Source organism: Aeromonas sp. QDB63, from assembly GCF_027707425.1.
Lineage (GTDB): Bacteria > Pseudomonadota > Gammaproteobacteria > Enterobacterales > Aeromonadaceae > Aeromonas > Aeromonas caviae.
Map to the genome: position 1 here is coordinate 37,074 of NZ_JAPCIS010000010.1, position 14,978 is coordinate 52,051.

Below are 14,978 nucleotides of genomic sequence, written 5' to 3' on the forward strand. Positions count from 1 at the left end.
ACGGGGGACGGGAGATTGTAAAAGATTGCAGCGGCGACGATTCAGGCGGACAGCATCTGCTGGCGATACTCCGCCGGGGTGAGCCCGAAGGCCTGACGAAAACCGTGGTGGAAGTGGCTCTGATCGAAGAAGCCCACCGCCAGTGCCACCTCGCTCACCGGCAGACCGCTGCCGAGCAGGCGCTTGCCCTGTTCGAGGCGCAGCCGCTTGAGCCAGGCATAGGGGGTCATGCCGGTCTTCTTCTTGAACTGACGGAGGAAGGCGAAGCGATCCAGCCCGAACAGGGCGGCCAGGTCCTCCAGGGTGTGGCGCTCGTCCAGCCGGGCCAGCAGATGGTCGCGCAGGAACCTGAGCTGGGGATCCGCCAGGGCGTGGCGCTCGGGGGCGAGCCGGAACAGTTCGCCCAGCAGGGCCAGCAACTGGCTCTCCGCCAGCAGGCCGTCGGGGGCGGGGCCGTCCAGGTGCATGTGCAGTCGGGCAAAGCCCTGATAGAGGTCGGGGCGGCTCTGCAATCCCTGGTGGAAAAAGGGCTCGGGGTGCTCCGGCAGCCAGCGGGCCAGCTGCTCGGGGGCGATGGAGAAGACCCGCACCTCGTACCCTTCCGGCAGCAGGCTGAGGCCGTCGTGCATCTCGTCCGGGTTGACGGTGGAGAGTTCGCCGCGCACCAGGTTGTGGCTGTTCCCCTTGTGGATGAACTTCTGGCCGCCCCGCTGCACCAGACCGATGTGGTAGTCCAGATGCACGTGGCGGCCATAGCTGAACTCCCTGTGGTGGGAGTGGGAGAGTTCAACCCCCGGCAGCAGCCGGGATTGCCAGTAGTGGATGCGGGATTGGGGTGCGTTCATCCCCTATTGATACCCCGAAAGCGGCCCCTTGGCTTGTAGATTATTGCGCCGGCGTCTCAGCCGGCCTCCTGGCGCCGCTTGCCGCTGCGCAGGCCATCCAGGCTGAACAGCACCAGGGCGCTCCAGATGCAGCCGAAGGTGATCATCTTGTCCAGCGCCAGCGCCTCGCCATACAGGGTCACCGCCAGGATGAACATCAGGCTGGGGCCTATGTACTGGAAGAAGCCCAGGGTGGAGAGCTTGAGCCGGGTGGCCGCCGCGGTGAAGCAGAGCAGGGGGGCCGTGGTGACGGCGCCCGCGGCGATGAGCAGCAGGTTCAGGTGCCAGTCATTCTGGGTGAGGTGGCTGGTGGGGCTGTCGGCGATGCCCCACAGATAGAAGGCGGCTGGCGGCAGCATGATCAGGGTCTCGATGAGCAGGCCGGTGAGGGCGTCCAGGGCCAGTTTCTTGCGAATGAGGCCGTAGATGGCGAAGCTCGAGGCCAGCACCAGGGCTATCCAGGGCAGGGAGCCGAAGGCGATGAGCTGGACGGCGACACCGACAAAGGCGAGCCCCACCGCCCACCACTGCAGGCGGCGCAGCTTCTCGCTCAGAAACACCATGCCGAGCAGCACGTTGAACAGGGGGTTGATGTAGTAGCCCAGGCTCGCATCCAGCATGTGGCCGTTGTTGATGGCCCAGATGAACAGCAGCCAGTTGCCGCCGACGGTGACGGAGGTGAAGGCCAGGGTGAGCAGCACCTTGGGCTGGCGCAGCACCGCCTGCACCTTGTGCCACTGGCGTCCGAGCAGCACCAGCACCATCAGCAGGGCGCAGGACCAGATCATGCGGTGGGTCAGGATCTCGGCGGCCGGCACGGCGGAGAGGGACTTGAAGTAGATGGGTGCCAGGCCCCAAAGGGTGTAGGCGCCGAGGGCATAGAGGACGCCCTGGCGCTGGATCTGTTGTTGCATGCGGATAACCTTCACTGGAGTGCGGATGTCGGGAAACATCGCAAAAAGTCAGTGTAGCGATCCTTTTGCAGGGAAAGAAGACAATAAATGGGTCTGACGGGATTTTAACAGCAGGAGCGACTTCAGCGACCGCCACCGCGGCGGATCTTCTCCACGTCCATCAGCAGCCACAGCATGAGGGCGATGGCGGAGATCCAGGGGCCCCAGGTGACATAGGCTTCCCCCTGACCCAGCACGAAGAACAACAGCGGCAGTCCCACCACCAGAAACAGTACACTTCCCAGAAAAAACAGCATTTTTATCTTTAAATTTAATGGCTTGCTATTTGACGATTATATCGATTGAGCGAGGGGATAAAAGAGTAAAAATGAGAAAGGGGGATTTCTCCCCCCTGTTTTGTTGATAAGCGTCATTTATGACGTTATTCGAGCTGGATCCAGGTGCTTTTCAGCTCGGTGTACTTCTCCAGGGCGTGCAGGGACTTGTCGCGCCCGTTGCCGGACTGCTTGAAGCCGCCAAACGGCATGGTCATGTCGCCGCCATCCCAGTTGTTGACGAAGACGGTGCCGGCGCGCAGGGCGCGCGACCCTTTCACCGCCTGGTTGAGATCCGCCGTCCAGATGGCGGCAGCCAGGCCGTAGTCGGTGTCGTTGCCAAGGGCGATGGCCTCTTCCAGGGTGTCGAAGCCGGTCACCGCCAGCACAGGGCCGAAGATCTCCTCGCGGAAGATGCGCATCGTCGGGGTCACGTCGTCAAAGATGGTGGGTTCGATGTAGTAGCCGCCCTCCTCGGGCTGGGTGCGCTTGCCCCCCAGCAGCAGCTTGGCGCCCTCCTGCTGGCCGATGGCGATGTAGTTGAGCACCTGCTCCATCTGGATGTGGTCCACCATGGCGCCGATGCGGGTGGTGGGGTCGAGCGGGTTGGCCGAGATCCATTCGCGGGCGTGGGCCAGCAGCCGCTCCATGAACTGGGGCTTGATGCTGTTTTGCACCAGCAGGCGGGAGGCGGCGGTGCACACTTCCCCCTGGTTGTAGAAGATGGCGCCGACGGCGCTGCGGGCGGCGGCGTCCAGATCCGGTGCATCCGCCAGCACGATGTTGGGACTCTTGCCGCCGCACTCCATAAAGGCGCGTTTCAGATTGGATTTCCCGGAGCACTGCACCAGATGCTTGCCGATCTTGGTGGAGCCGGTGAAGGTGATGCAGTCGACGTCCATGTGCATGGCCAGCGCCTCGCCCACGGTATGGCCGAAGCCTGGCAGCACGTTGAAGACGCCGTCGGGGATGCCCGCCTCCTTCGCCAGACCCGCGATGCGCAGGGCGGTGAGGGGGGATTTCTCGGAGGGTTTGAGGATCACCGAGTTACCGGTGGCGAGCGCCGGGCCCAGCTTCCAGCATGCCATCACCAGGGGGAAGTTCCAGGGCACGATGGCAGCCACGACACCGAGGGGCTCGCGGGTCACCAGGGCCAGGGCGGACTCTTCCACCGGGGCGACCTGATCGTAGATCTTGTCTATCGCCTCGGCGTTCCAGGCGATGCAGTTCGCGGCGGCGGGGGCGTCATACCCCATGGCGTCGCCGATGGGCTTGCCCATATCCAGCGACTCCAGCAGTGCCAGCTCCACCAGGTTCAGGCGCATCAGCTCGGCGAGGCGCTGCATGATGAGCTTGCGCTGCTTGGGAGAGAGGCCGCACCAGCGCTTGTCGTCGAAGGCGGCACGGGCCGCCTTGACCGCCAGCTCGGCATCGGCGGCGTCGCAGGAGGCGACCCTGGTCAGCAGTTGGCCGTTGGCCGGATTGATGCAATCGAAGGTGGCGCCGTTGACGGCATCCCGGTAGGTGCCGTCGATAAAGGCTTGCGAGGGCAGGGTCAGATGGGCGGCCTTGTGTTGCCACTGGGCCAGGGTCAGGTCACTCATGTTCACTCCTTGAACCGGCAGAAAGTCAGTCTCCGCGTATCAATATGCTAAACATCCTGCCGCTTGTAAATCCATCTTGTAACAATTCATTAAACACTGACCCCGAACAACCCGGGCCAACGGCGGGGCAAACCGGGCGCCCTGGCCTGTGGTGTCGGGGGTCGCGCGGCGGGGCGGGAGCCCGTGTCGCGGGCCTGATCCCCGGGTCGGGCTGGGGGGAGCCCGGCGGGCTGTTCCGGGAGAAGGCCCGTCAGAAGCTGGCGGGCGTGTTGGCCGAGATCAGCATGCACTCCTGATCCCCCACGTTGCGAAAACGGTGGGGAGTGCGGCTGTCGAAGTAGTAGCCATCCCCCGGTGCCAGCAGGTGAACCTGCTCGCCTACCGTGACTTCCACCTGACCCCGGATGACGATGCCGCACTCTTCCCCTTCGTGACTCAGCATGTCGTCACCGGTGTCGGCGCCCGGGGGCAGTATCTCCTGCATCATGCCGATGGCGCGGTTGGCGCGGCTGTGACCCACCAGACGGTAGCTGATGGGGTGGGTGCCGAGATCCGGCATGTCGTCCGCACGGAAGATCACCTCGGAATCCATCTCCGTCTCGTCGGTGAAGAAGCTGGCCAATGACATGGGGATGCCTTCCAGCACCTTGCGCAGGGAGGCCACCGAGGGGCTCACCTGATTTTTCTCGATCTGGGAGATAAAGCCGTTGGTCACACCGGAGCGTTTTGCCAGCTCGCGCTGGGAGAGGGCCGCCTTGGTGCGAACCGCCTTGAGGCGGTGACCGATATCCATCGATAGACACTCCTTGACTGTTTACTATTATTAAAATTGTGTTAAATATCTTATACCACCCCTGAGGGGTGACACCAAGCCGGGCGATAAAAGCCCTTTTTTATGGATTCAGGTGTTTAATTTAATAGGCATGAGCCGGGTGTTACTAAACGCCTTAAGGATGAGGTGACCATGAAACCTGTCAGCGACATCAATACCCCCGACATGTCCGCATTCTGGATGCCGTTCACCGCCAACCAGCAGTTCAAGGCGGCGCCGCGCATCCTGAAGTCGGCAGAGGGGATGTATTATCACTCAGAGGATGGCCGCAAGATACTGGATGGCACTGCCGGACTCTGGTGTTGCAACGCAGGCCATGGTCGGCGCGAGATCGCCGAGGCGGTCTCCCAGCAGATCTCCCACCTCGATTTTGCCCCCACCTTCCAGATGGGCCACCCCCTGCCGTTCGAGCTGGCCAACCGGCTGGCGGAGATCGCCCCCAAGGGATTCGGTCACGTCTTCTATACCAACTCCGGATCGGAGTCCGTGGACACCGCGCTCAAGATTGCGCTGGCCTGGCAGCGGGCTCGCGGCCAGGGGACCCGTACCCGGCTCATCGGCCGCGAGCGCGGCTACCACGGGGTGGGTTTTGGCGGCATCTCGGTGGGGGGCATTCCCGGCAACCGCAAGTGGTTCGGCTCCCTGCTGACCGGGGTGGATCATCTGCCTCACACCCTCAACATAGGGAAAAATGCGTTCACCAAGGGATTGCCAGCAGAAGACCTCACCCTGGCCGATGAACTGGAGAAGATTGTCTTCCTGCACGACGCCAGCAACATCGCGGCGGTCATCGTCGAGCCCATCGCCGGCAGCACCGGGGTCATCATGCCCCCCAAGGGCTATCTCAAGCGGCTGCGGGAGATCTGTACCAAACACGGCATCCTGCTGATTTTTGACGAGGTGATCACCGGTTTCGGCCGCCTCGGCTCCCCCTTCGCCGCCCAGGAGTTCGACGTCATCCCCGACATGATCACCTGCGCCAAGGGGCTCACCAACGGCGCCATCCCCATGGGGGCCGTGCTGGTGCAAAACCATATCTATGACGACATGATGGCGGCGGGCAAGGGGGCCATCGAGCTGTTTCACGGCTACACCTACTCCGGCCACCCGGTGGCCGCGGCGGCGGGTCTGGCGACCCTCGAGATCTACCGGAGCGAAAATCTGCTGACCCGGGCTGCCGAGCTGGCGGGCTACTGGGAGGAGGCGGCCCATTCCCTCAAGGGCTGCAAGCACGTGAAGGACGTGCGCAACTACGGCCTGGTGGCGGGCATCGAACTCGAATCCATGCCGGATGCACCGGGCAAGCGGGCCTACGAGGTGTTCGTGCGCTGTTTCGAGAAGGGGGCGCTTATCCGGGTGACCGGCGACATCATCGCCCTGTCGCCTCCCCTCATCATCGAGCGCAGCCAGATCGACGATCTCTTCACCCTGCTGCAGGACGCCCTGCAGGCCCAGGACTGACCCCCACATCACACAGGATGGCGCTCGTCCCGGGCGTCATCCCCCTGTGCTGCCCCGGCGCGGCGAGGGGAGGACGGATGACCCATCACGGAGGATTTATGAGTTACAGGATCGACAACTTCATCGACGGCGAGACGACCGAGAGTCGCAGCGAGCGTTTCGGTGCCATCTTCAATCCGGCCACCGGCCAGCAGCAGGGCTCCGTCGTTCTCAGCACGGCCGACGAGTGTGCCGAGGCGATTGCCTGCGCCGAGCGCGCCTTTGGGGAGTGGTCCCAGACCCCGCCGCTGGTGCGGGCCCGGGTGCTGTTTCGCTTCAAGGAGCTGATGGAGCAGCACAGGGACGAGCTGGCCCAGCTCATCAGCCGCGAGCACGGCAAGGTCTTCTCCGACGCCCAGGGCGAGCTGACTCGGGGGCTGGAGGTGGTGGAGTTTGCCTGCGGCATTCCCCACCTGCTCAAGGGGGAGCACTCCCTCAACGTGGGCCGCGGGGTGGACAGTCACTCCATGATGCAGCCGGTGGGGGTCTGCGCCGGCATCACCCCGTTCAACTTCCCTGCCATGGTGCCGCTCTGGATGTTCCCGGTGGCCCTGGCCTGCGGCAACACCTTCATCCTCAAGCCCTCGGAGAAGGATCCGTCCCTCTCCCTGCGCATGGCCGAACTGCTCAAGCAGGCGGGCCTGCCGGACGGGGTGCTCAACGTGGTCAACGGCGACAAGGAGGTGGTGGACGTGCTGCTGACCGACCCGAGGGTCGGTGCCGTGTCGTTTGTCGGCTCCACCCCCATCGCCCAGTACATCTATGCCACCGCCTCGGCCCACGGCAAGCGTGTGCAGGCCCTGGGCGGCGCCAAGAACCACATGGTGGTCATGCCGGATGCCAATCTGGATCAGGCGGTTTCCGCCCTGATGGGGGCCGCCTATGGCGCGGCGGGCGAGCGTTGCATGGCGATCTCGGTGGCCGTGGTGGTGGGTGACGAGACTGCCGATGCCCTGGTGGCGAAGCTCTCGCCCCTGGTGGCGGCCCTGCGGGTCGGCCCCGGTCTCGGTCAGAGTCCGGAGAACGAGATGGGGCCCCTCATCAGCCGGGAACACCTGGCCAAGGTGCGCGGCTACGTGGATCAGGGGGTGGCCGAGGGGGCCGAGCTGGTGGTGGATGGCCGGGGCCTGAGCCATGGCGAGGGCTACTTCATCGGGGGCAGCCTGTTCGATCGGGTCGGCCCCGAGATGCGCATCTACCGGGAGGAGATCTTCGGCCCCGTGCTCGCCATCGTGCGGGCCCCGGACTACGAGACGGCCCTGCGCCTCATCAACGAACACGAGTATGGCAACGGCACCGCCATCTTCACCGGTGACGGAGATACCGCAAGGGACTTCACCACGCGGGTTCAGGTCGGTATGGTAGGGGTGAACGTTCCCATTCCGGTGCCCATGGCGTTTCACAGCTTCGGTGGCTGGAAACGGTCCATCTTCGGGCCGCTCAACATGCACGGGCCGGATGGGGTGCGCTTCTACACCCGGATGAAGACGGTGACCGCCCGCTGGCCCCAGAGCCTGCGCGCCGGCGCCGAGTTCTCCATGCCGACCATGAAGTGAGCCGCCGGCTCGCTGCCATGGCTTTAATCTCTTGCCCCCGCAGGCCGCCGGTCTGCGGGGGCGCTTCTGTCAAGGAGTAACAGATGCGACTGGGTATTCTCGATTGTGACCGGCTGGACCCCGATTTGGTGGGGGATTTTGGTCCCGTTTACTCCGAGATGTTTATCAAGGGTTTCCGGGCGTTGGCCCCCGAGCTGGAATTTCGGGTCTGGTCCGCCCTCGACGGCGATCTGCCCCCGGATCTGACCGAATGCGATGCCTGGCTCATCACCGGCTCGCGTCACGATGCCTACAGTGACATCCCCTGGATCCTGGCGCTGCGCGACTGGATCCGCCGGGCCCACGATGCCAACGTCAAGCTGGCCGGGGTCTGCTTCGGCCATCAGGTGATCGCCCAGGCGCTGGGAGGGGAGGTAATGAAGTCCACCAAGGGGTGGGGTCTGGGGGTGTCGGTCCATGCCATGCAGACGACAAAACCCTGGATGGCGCCGGGGCTGGACACCATCCGCATCCTGGCAAGCCACCAGGATCAGGTGGAGCAGCTTCCGCCGGGGGCGACCCTGCTTGCGGGCAACGACTTCTGCCCCAACTTCATGTTCCTGCAGGGGGATCACATCGTCGCCATCCAGGGGCACCCGGAATTCTCGGTGGCGTACAACCGGGCCCTGATCGAGCGGCGACGGGACAGGCTGCCCGATGCACATTACCAGAGCAGTCTCTCTTCCCTGGAAGGGGAGGTGGATTCCGCCACCATGATGCAGTGGCTGCTGCAGTTCCTCGGCATCCTGCCGATCGGGGCTGACGCGCGCTGAACCCCGTTTGTCATATCCACCGCGCTGATGCTAGATTTTGTAGCAAAATGAAGGATCAAGCGGCGATATGCCCAGTCCGGATGATACACTGGCCGCCATTTTTGGCGGCCTGGTCCATCGACGAGCGCCGCGTCAGTCTGTGAGGGGGCAACCTTGAAACTACAGCAGTTGAAGTATCTGATCGCGGTGCGGGACCACAATCTCAACGTCTCCGTTGCCTCCGATGCGCTCTATACCAGCCAGCCTGGGGTGAGCAAGCAGATCGGCTTGCTGGAGAGCGAGCTGGGGGTGCGCATCTTCGAGCGCCGCGGCAAGCACCTGCACCGGATCACCCCGGTGGGGGAGGAGATCATCAAGTGTGCCGAGGCCATGCTCAATATCGAGAGCAAGATCAAGGCCATCTCCCGGGAATACCTGGATCCGACCGTGGGCACCCTCAACATCCACACCACCCACACCATCGCCCGCTACCTGCTGCCGAAAAGCGTCACCTACTTCACCAAAAAGTACCCCAAGATCTCGTTCCACCTGCATCCTGTGATGTCCGCCACCAAGGAGCAGATCAGCAAGGGATACTCGGATTTTTCCATCGTGGCCCACGAGATAGGCTTCGACAAGGAGCTGATCGCACTGCCCGCCTACCTCTGGACCCTCTCCCTGGTGGTGCCCCAGGAGCACCCCCTGGCCAAGGTGAAGAAGCCGACCCTGGAGCAGCTCTGCCAGTATCCCATCCTGAGCTACGAGAGCGGCGCCACCGGGCGTCAGGTGCAGGACAAGGTGTTCCAGGCGGCCGGCCTCACTCCCAACTACTACATGACGGTGATGGATGCCGGCGTCATCAAGCGCTACGTGGAGCTGGGCTTTGGCATCGGCATCATCTCCTCCCTGGTAGCCAACGATAGCGATGCCCCCGGCCTCGTGGCCATCAATCTGGAGCACCTGTTCGAGCCTTGCCCGGCCCAGATCTGCTTCAGCAAGAGCATCCTCTTGCAGAACTACATGTATGACTTCATCAGCTCCTTCTCCCCCCATCTCACCAAGGAGATGATCCAGAACGTGATGCAGCAGCCGACCCAGGCGCGCATCGACGAGCTGCTGTCAGGGGTGGAGCTGCCCGTCTACTGATCCCGCTTCCGTTTCTGTGCCGGCACCCCGGGGGGCCGGCCTCCTCCCGCCGAGGTTTCCATGTCCCGCATCCTGCTGCTCGCCAATCTCAACTGTGATCATGTGCTCTCCCTGGCCGAACCCCTGGTGGCGGGGGCGCGGCTGCAATACGTGGATCAGGGGCGCAGGCTCGGCGGCGGCGCCGCCAATACCGGCATCGGATTGGTGTGGGCGGGGCACGAGGTGATCATCGCCTCCCGGGTCGGGCTGGACGACACCGGTGACTGGCTGCTGGAGCAGGCGGCCTCATACGGCCTGGATTGCAGCCATGTGGAACGCTTTGGCGGCGAGACCGGCGAGCTGCTGGTGCTGGTGGACGCCACCGGTGAGCGCACCATCCTCAGGCGCCCACGTCGTCCGGATCTGCCGGGGGATCTGCCGACCGAAGGGGTGGACTGCCTCTATGTGAACTATCCGGGCACCGCCATCGTGGGCTACATGCGCCAGATGCTCGCCAAGAGTTTCGTGGTGGCCCAGTATCCCAAGGGGGGGCAGGCCCGCCGCCCTTGCCACGTGCTGGTGGCCTCCCGCTCCGATCTCGGCGAGGTGAGCGACCCCTGGCAGCATGCCCGCCAGCTCGCGGGGGATCAGCTCGAATGGCTGGTGCTGACCGAGGGCAAGGCGGGCGCCGTGGCCATTCACGGGGAGGAGCAGGTCAGGGTGGCGGCGCGACCGGTCTCCGTGGTGGATACAACGGGGGCGGGGGATGCCTTCGCGGGCGGCCTCATCCACGGTCTTGCGCGGGGCATGGCCATGGCCGATGCGTTGCAGTGCGCCGTGGACTGGGGCGCCTTCGCGGTGGCTTCCGAGAGCTCCATCCCCTCCCAGGCGCTGCGCAACTGGCTGAAACAGCCCCACTGAACTTGCCGGACAACGGCTCCGGCGATGGCAGAGGAGGTGGGGGTTTGTCGACGGAAACCGCCAAAACCCCTCGCTGAGGCGGCAAGTTTGCGATCAATCAAAGAAAGTGTCGATTTATGTACATCTTCGTCGACACCCGCCCGGGCTGCTCTTACCCTTGTGACTTCACGACTCGGTCGAAGAAGCCCATCCCGTGCACACGCATGTGCAGACCCCCTCTTTGGCCACCGGCTGTCGTCCTGATTTCTGGCTTGTAGTAAGAGGCAAGTGCGACCATGCAACTGACACGATTTACCGACTACGCCCTGCGTACCCTGACCTTCCTGGCCATCCAGCCCGGTGATCGCCTGTCGACCATCACGGAAGTGGCCGACACCTTCGCCATTTCCCGCAATCACGTGGTCAAGATAGTGCATCAGCTCGGCATCAAGGGTTACATCGAGACGGTGCGTGGCAAGCATGGGGGCATCCGCCTCGGCCGTGCCGCCGTCTCCATCAACCTGCGCGATGTGGTGATGGACATGGAGCACGTGCTCTGCCCGGTGGACTGCAAGCGCGAAAACTGCCGTCTCTCCGGGGGCTGCCGCATCCAGGGCATTCTACGCCGCGCCATGCACGCCTTCCTGGAGGTGCTGGGGGAGTACACTTTGGCGGATGCGGTGCGGGATCCCACTCGTCTGTGCCACCTTCTCGGTATAGAGCAGGATAATATTCTGACCATGGCATGATGCCACGGTGAATGACAGAGGGGCCTGCGGGCCCCTCTGTCATTGCCGGCGGTCAGAGCTGGGGCACAAGGGTGATGGCTCCGTGCAGACAGGCGAGGCCGCAGGCGCCGCAGCCATCGCAGGCGGCCATGTTGACGGTTACCCCCTCGCTGCCGACCTTGATCGCCTGCTGGGGGCAGGCATCTTCGCACAGCAGACAGTAGTAGCCCTGACGGGCCTGGCAGCTCGCCTCTATCCTGACCCGGGTCTGCACCTGGCGGCCGAGGTAGAGATCCAGTGCGCCCGTGGGGCAGGCTCTGGCGCAGCTGCCGCAATAGCTGCACTGGCCACAGGCGAGATCCAGCACTGGGGTACCGGCGATGGGGCTGCCGTCATATTCGGGGCGATCGGCGGGCTTGATGAGGCCGTTGGGACACGCCTTGAAGCAGTCGCCACAACGGGTGCAGAGGGTGAGGAACTGGGACTCGTCGATGGCCCAGGGCGGGCGTGCCTCATGGCAGACCACCTCGGGTCTGCGGGGGCTCCCCCATGCGTGTGCCAGCCAGCGACAGAAAAAATGCGTCATGCCCACCTCTATACCTATTAGGGGTTAATTTTATCCAGTTTTAGGCCGGCAAGCCAGAGAATAGCGGCGGGCAGGATCGCAAGCCGGGTTGCCCTTGTGTAAGCTAGGCGGGTCTTTTTGCGGGATTGAATGAACTCATGTGGCTATTTCTGTGGCGTGCTTCTCTGCTCTATGTCTTCCCCCTGCTGATGTGGGCCTACTGCCATCTCAAGGGTATCGAGTTCAGTGAACTGGATACCGGGGTCAACAGCCACAAGTGGGTGGTGCTGGCGGCCTATCTGCTCTATGTGCTGATCTGGTTACTGCTCAACCGCTATCTCGAACTCTTCCTGCGCCAGCGGGGGCGCCGATGACCCCGCTGCTGACCTGGTGGCCTGCCATGCTGGCTGGCGGGCTGGCGCTGCTGTTCGGCTGGTGGTGGGGGCGACGCAGCGGCCGTGAAGAGGCGCTGCTGCTGGAGGAGCGTTATCAGGGGTTGCAGGATCGCTGGGACGCGCTGCAGGACGAGAAGATGCTGGCTCAGCAGAAGCTGGATCAGCAGCAGACCCTATTGCTCAAGCTCACCGCCCGTCTCAAGGAAGCCGAGGCGACCCTGCGCAGCGAGCGCATCGCCAGCGCCGAGAAGTTGCAGTTGCAGCAAGAGGCTGAACAGCGCCTCAGCCAGCAGTTCGAGAATCTCGCCAATCGTATCTTTGAACAAAATGCTGGAAACTTCCGCGAACTGAATCAGAACAGCATGGATCTCCTGCTCACTCCACTCAAGGAGCAGCTCGAGGGCTTTCGCCGCCAGGTGGGAGAGACCCACGCCCAGGAGACGGCCCAGCGCCACAACCTCAAGTTCGAGCTGGAGCGCCTTGCCGAGCTCAACGCCCGCATGACCGAAGAGGCGGCGGCGCTGACCCGGGCCCTCAAGGGCGACAGCAAGCAGCAGGGCAACTGGGGGGAGGTGGTGCTGGCGCGGATCCTCTCCGAGTGCGGCCTGCGCGAGGGGCATGAGTACCACACCCAGGTCAACATCGAGGTGGACAAGGGCAAGCGCTACCAGCCCGACGTCATCGTCCACCTACCCCAGGACAAAGACATCATCATCGACGCCAAGGTGTCGCTGACCGCCTATGAGCGCTGGTACAACGCCGCTGACGAGCTGGAGAAGGCGGTGGCGCTCAAGGAACACGTCGCCTCGGTGCGCAACCATATCCGCGAGCTGGGCCGCAAGGATTACCAGCAGTTGCCCGGGGTGCGCACCCTGGACTATGTGCTGATGTTTGTGGCGGTGGAGCCTGCCTTCCTCGCTGCCCTGGAAGCGGACCCTTCCCTGGTGCGCTATGGGCTGGAACACAACATCCTGCTGGTGAGCCCCACCAACCTGATGGTGGCGCTGCGGACCATAGAGAACCTGTGGCGCTACGAGCGGCAGAACCAGAACTCGCGCCAGATAGCGGAGCGGGCCGGCCGCCTCTACGAGAAGCTGCGGCTGTTTGTGGAGGAGATGCAGCAGATGGGGGGCAGCCTGCACAAGGCGCAGGAGAGCTACGACAAGGCGATGGGCCGACTGGTCAACGGTCGTGGCAACCTGATCGCCCAGGCCGAGCGCTTTCGCGAGCTGGGGGTCGAGGTGACCAAGCCCTTGCCGGACGCGCTGGTGGACCGGGCGTTGGAGCGGGAGGAGTCGGCGGACTGAGGGGAGTCGTCATTCGCCGGGACGACGAAAAGGGCAGCCATTGGCTGCCCTTTTCGTTTCATGCAACAGCCTGGACGGCTGCTTATTGCTTCCAGAAAGAGGGGAAGAAGAGCACCGCCACCGTCAGGATCTCGAGGCGTCCCAGCAGCATGCCGAACGACAGTATCCACTTGGCCGCATCCGGCAGACTGGCGAAGTTGGTGCTGGGACCGATGACAGGCCCCATGCCCGGGCCCACGTTGGCCACGGCGGTGATGGAGCCCGAGATGGCGGTCAGGGGGTCCAGTCCGATGGCGGCGAGCAGGGCGGCGATGAGCAGGATGATGGCGAAGTAGACCAGCACGAAGGAGATCAGGGAGCGGATGATGGCGTCGTTGACCGGACGGCCGTTGTACTTCTGGGGAAACACGGCGGAGGGGTGCATCAGCTGGCGCATCTGTTTCTTGAACAGGGCGAAGGCCACCTGGACCCGAAAGATCTTGAGCCCGCCCGAGGTGGAGCCGGAGCAGGCGCCGAGTGCCAGCAGGATGATGAAGATAATGGTGGTGAGCGGGCCCCAGGTACCGAAGTCGCCGAGTCCGAAACCCGTGGTGGTGAGCACGGAGACGATATTGAAGCTGCTGATGCGCAAGGCATCCATGAAGCCGTAGATGTCTCTCACCCAGAGGTAGAAGGTGACGACCAGGGTCACCCAGACGATCAGCCAGAAGAAGCCCTGCACCTGGGCATCCTTGAACAGGCTGTTGTCACGGCGGGAGAGAGCCTGCACATAGAGCAGGAAGGGCAGGCCACCGAGGAACATGAAGAGGGTGCCTATCCAGTGCGCCGCGTGGGAGAAGTGGGACATGGATTGATCGGAGGTGGAGTAGCCGCCGGTGCTGAGGGTCGTCATGGCGTGGTTGACCGCTTCGAACAGGTTCATGCCACTCACCCAGTAGGCGAGGAAGCAGAGCATGGAGAGTACCAGATAGACCAGCACTATGTTGTTGGCCACCGTTTTGGCGCGGGGGGCGCTCTTGTCGGACCAATCGGAGCTCTCGGTCTGGAACAGCTTCATGCCACCGACGTTGAGGTAGGGCAGCACCGCCACCGCCATCACGATGAAGCCGACCCCGCCCAGCCACTGCAGGATGGATCGCCACAGCAGGATGCTATGGGCCATGCCGTCCAGCCCCGACAGCACGGTGGATCCCGTGGTGGTGACCCCCGACATGGTCTCGAAGTAGGCGTCGGCAAAGTCGATATGGGTGATGAAGACGAAGGGCAGGGCCCCGAAGACGCAGGCGACCACCCAGACCGAAGTGGTGAGCAGGAACATCTCCCGCACGCCGAGGTGAAACTCTGCCTTGCGACCGTAATGGAGGCAGAGCAGGGCGGCACCATGGGTGATCAAGACCGACTTGAGAAATTCGACGAAACCTTCCGAACCGGTCAGCAGGGCCAGCAGGGTGGGCAGCCACATGAAGAGCGCCAGCTTGGAGAGCACCAGCCCGAGCGTGAAGACGATGGGATGCAGCTTGATCATGCAAGATAACCTGGTCGTTGATTGAAAAAAGACCCGGA

Annotated in this window: 15 protein-coding genes; 8 read left to right on the forward strand and 7 right to left on the reverse strand. The window is 63.6% G+C overall.

What is annotated here, in order from left to right; all coding sequences use genetic code 11:
* Positions 1-41: 41 nt before the first annotated feature.
* The 5 genes from PG879_RS09020 to PG879_RS09040 form a co-directional block, all read right to left on the reverse strand.
* Positions 42-845 (reverse strand): AraC family transcriptional regulator, encoded by an 804-nt coding sequence (locus PG879_RS09020; RefSeq protein WP_270830038.1) that lies wholly within the window; start codon positions 843-845, stop codon positions 42-44.
* A 56-nt stretch (positions 846-901) separates the two neighbouring features.
* Complete coding sequence (gene rarD, locus PG879_RS09025; protein WP_010672490.1) at positions 902-1,798, reverse strand: EamA family transporter RarD; 897 nt, start codon at positions 1,796-1,798, stop codon at positions 902-904.
* 122 nt (positions 1,799-1,920) lie between these two features.
* Positions 1,921-2,094, reverse strand: coding sequence for a hypothetical protein (locus PG879_RS09030; RefSeq protein WP_010672491.1), 174 nt, complete (start codon positions 2,092-2,094; stop codon positions 1,921-1,923).
* A gap of 125 nt (positions 2,095-2,219) precedes the next feature.
* Positions 2,220-3,716, reverse strand: coding sequence for an aldehyde dehydrogenase (locus PG879_RS09035; protein WP_270830039.1), 1,497 nt, complete (start codon positions 3,714-3,716; stop codon positions 2,220-2,222).
* Between the two features lie 250 nt (positions 3,717-3,966).
* Complete coding sequence (locus PG879_RS09040) at positions 3,967-4,509, reverse strand: cupin domain-containing protein (protein ID WP_041214097.1); 543 nt, start codon at positions 4,507-4,509, stop codon at positions 3,967-3,969.
* Between the two features lie 171 nt (positions 4,510-4,680).
* On the opposite strand from PG879_RS09040, the gene PG879_RS09045 reads away from it, so the two are divergent.
* From PG879_RS09045 to PG879_RS09070, 6 genes are all read left to right on the forward strand, one after another.
* The gene (locus PG879_RS09045) at positions 4,681-6,009 is read left to right on the forward strand and encodes an aspartate aminotransferase family protein (RefSeq protein WP_270830040.1); all 1,329 of its coding nucleotides are present in this window, start codon (positions 4,681-4,683) and stop codon (positions 6,007-6,009) included.
* 98 nt (positions 6,010-6,107) lie between these two features.
* A complete protein-coding gene (locus PG879_RS09050) occupies positions 6,108-7,604 on the forward strand; it encodes a CoA-acylating methylmalonate-semialdehyde dehydrogenase (protein WP_039039524.1) in 1,497 nt (498 codons plus the stop codon).
* An 83-nt stretch (positions 7,605-7,687) separates the two neighbouring features.
* Complete coding sequence (locus tag PG879_RS09055) at positions 7,688-8,416, forward strand: glutamine amidotransferase-related protein (protein WP_010672496.1); 729 nt, start codon at positions 7,688-7,690, stop codon at positions 8,414-8,416.
* A gap of 153 nt (positions 8,417-8,569) precedes the next feature.
* A complete protein-coding gene (locus PG879_RS09060) occupies positions 8,570-9,541 on the forward strand; it encodes a LysR substrate-binding domain-containing protein (protein WP_029313477.1) in 972 nt (323 codons plus the stop codon).
* 60 nt (positions 9,542-9,601) lie between these two features.
* Entirely contained in the window at positions 9,602-10,441 is an 840-nt protein-coding gene (locus tag PG879_RS09065; RefSeq protein ID WP_010672498.1) for a PfkB family carbohydrate kinase, read from the forward strand.
* Between the two features lie 275 nt (positions 10,442-10,716).
* A complete protein-coding gene (locus PG879_RS09070) occupies positions 10,717-11,169 on the forward strand; it encodes an Rrf2 family transcriptional regulator (RefSeq protein WP_010672499.1) in 453 nt (150 codons plus the stop codon).
* A gap of 52 nt (positions 11,170-11,221) precedes the next feature.
* Here PG879_RS09070 and PG879_RS09075 read toward each other — a convergent pair whose 3' ends face one another.
* The gene (locus PG879_RS09075; protein ID WP_270830041.1) at positions 11,222-11,734 is read right to left on the reverse strand and encodes a ferredoxin-type protein NapF; all 513 of its coding nucleotides are present in this window, start codon (positions 11,732-11,734) and stop codon (positions 11,222-11,224) included.
* Between the two features lie 137 nt (positions 11,735-11,871).
* Here PG879_RS09075 and PG879_RS09080 point away from each other — a divergent pair, with 137 nt between their 5' ends.
* Positions 11,872-12,087, forward strand: coding sequence for a hypothetical protein (locus tag PG879_RS09080; protein WP_010672501.1), 216 nt, complete (start codon positions 11,872-11,874; stop codon positions 12,085-12,087).
* Entirely contained in the window at positions 12,084-13,415 is a 1,332-nt protein-coding gene (gene rmuC, locus PG879_RS09085) for a DNA recombination protein RmuC (protein WP_113069423.1), read from the forward strand. Before PG879_RS09080 ends, rmuC begins: the two co-directional genes overlap by 4 nt.
* A gap of 82 nt (positions 13,416-13,497) precedes the next feature.
* Here the strand turns inward: rmuC and PG879_RS09090 are convergent, their stop codons facing one another.
* Positions 13,498-14,940: a TrkH family potassium uptake protein gene (locus PG879_RS09090; protein ID WP_010672503.1), complete on the reverse strand. Its 1,443-nt coding sequence runs from the start codon at positions 14,938-14,940 to the stop codon at positions 13,498-13,500.
* Positions 14,941-14,978 lie beyond the last annotated feature (38 nt).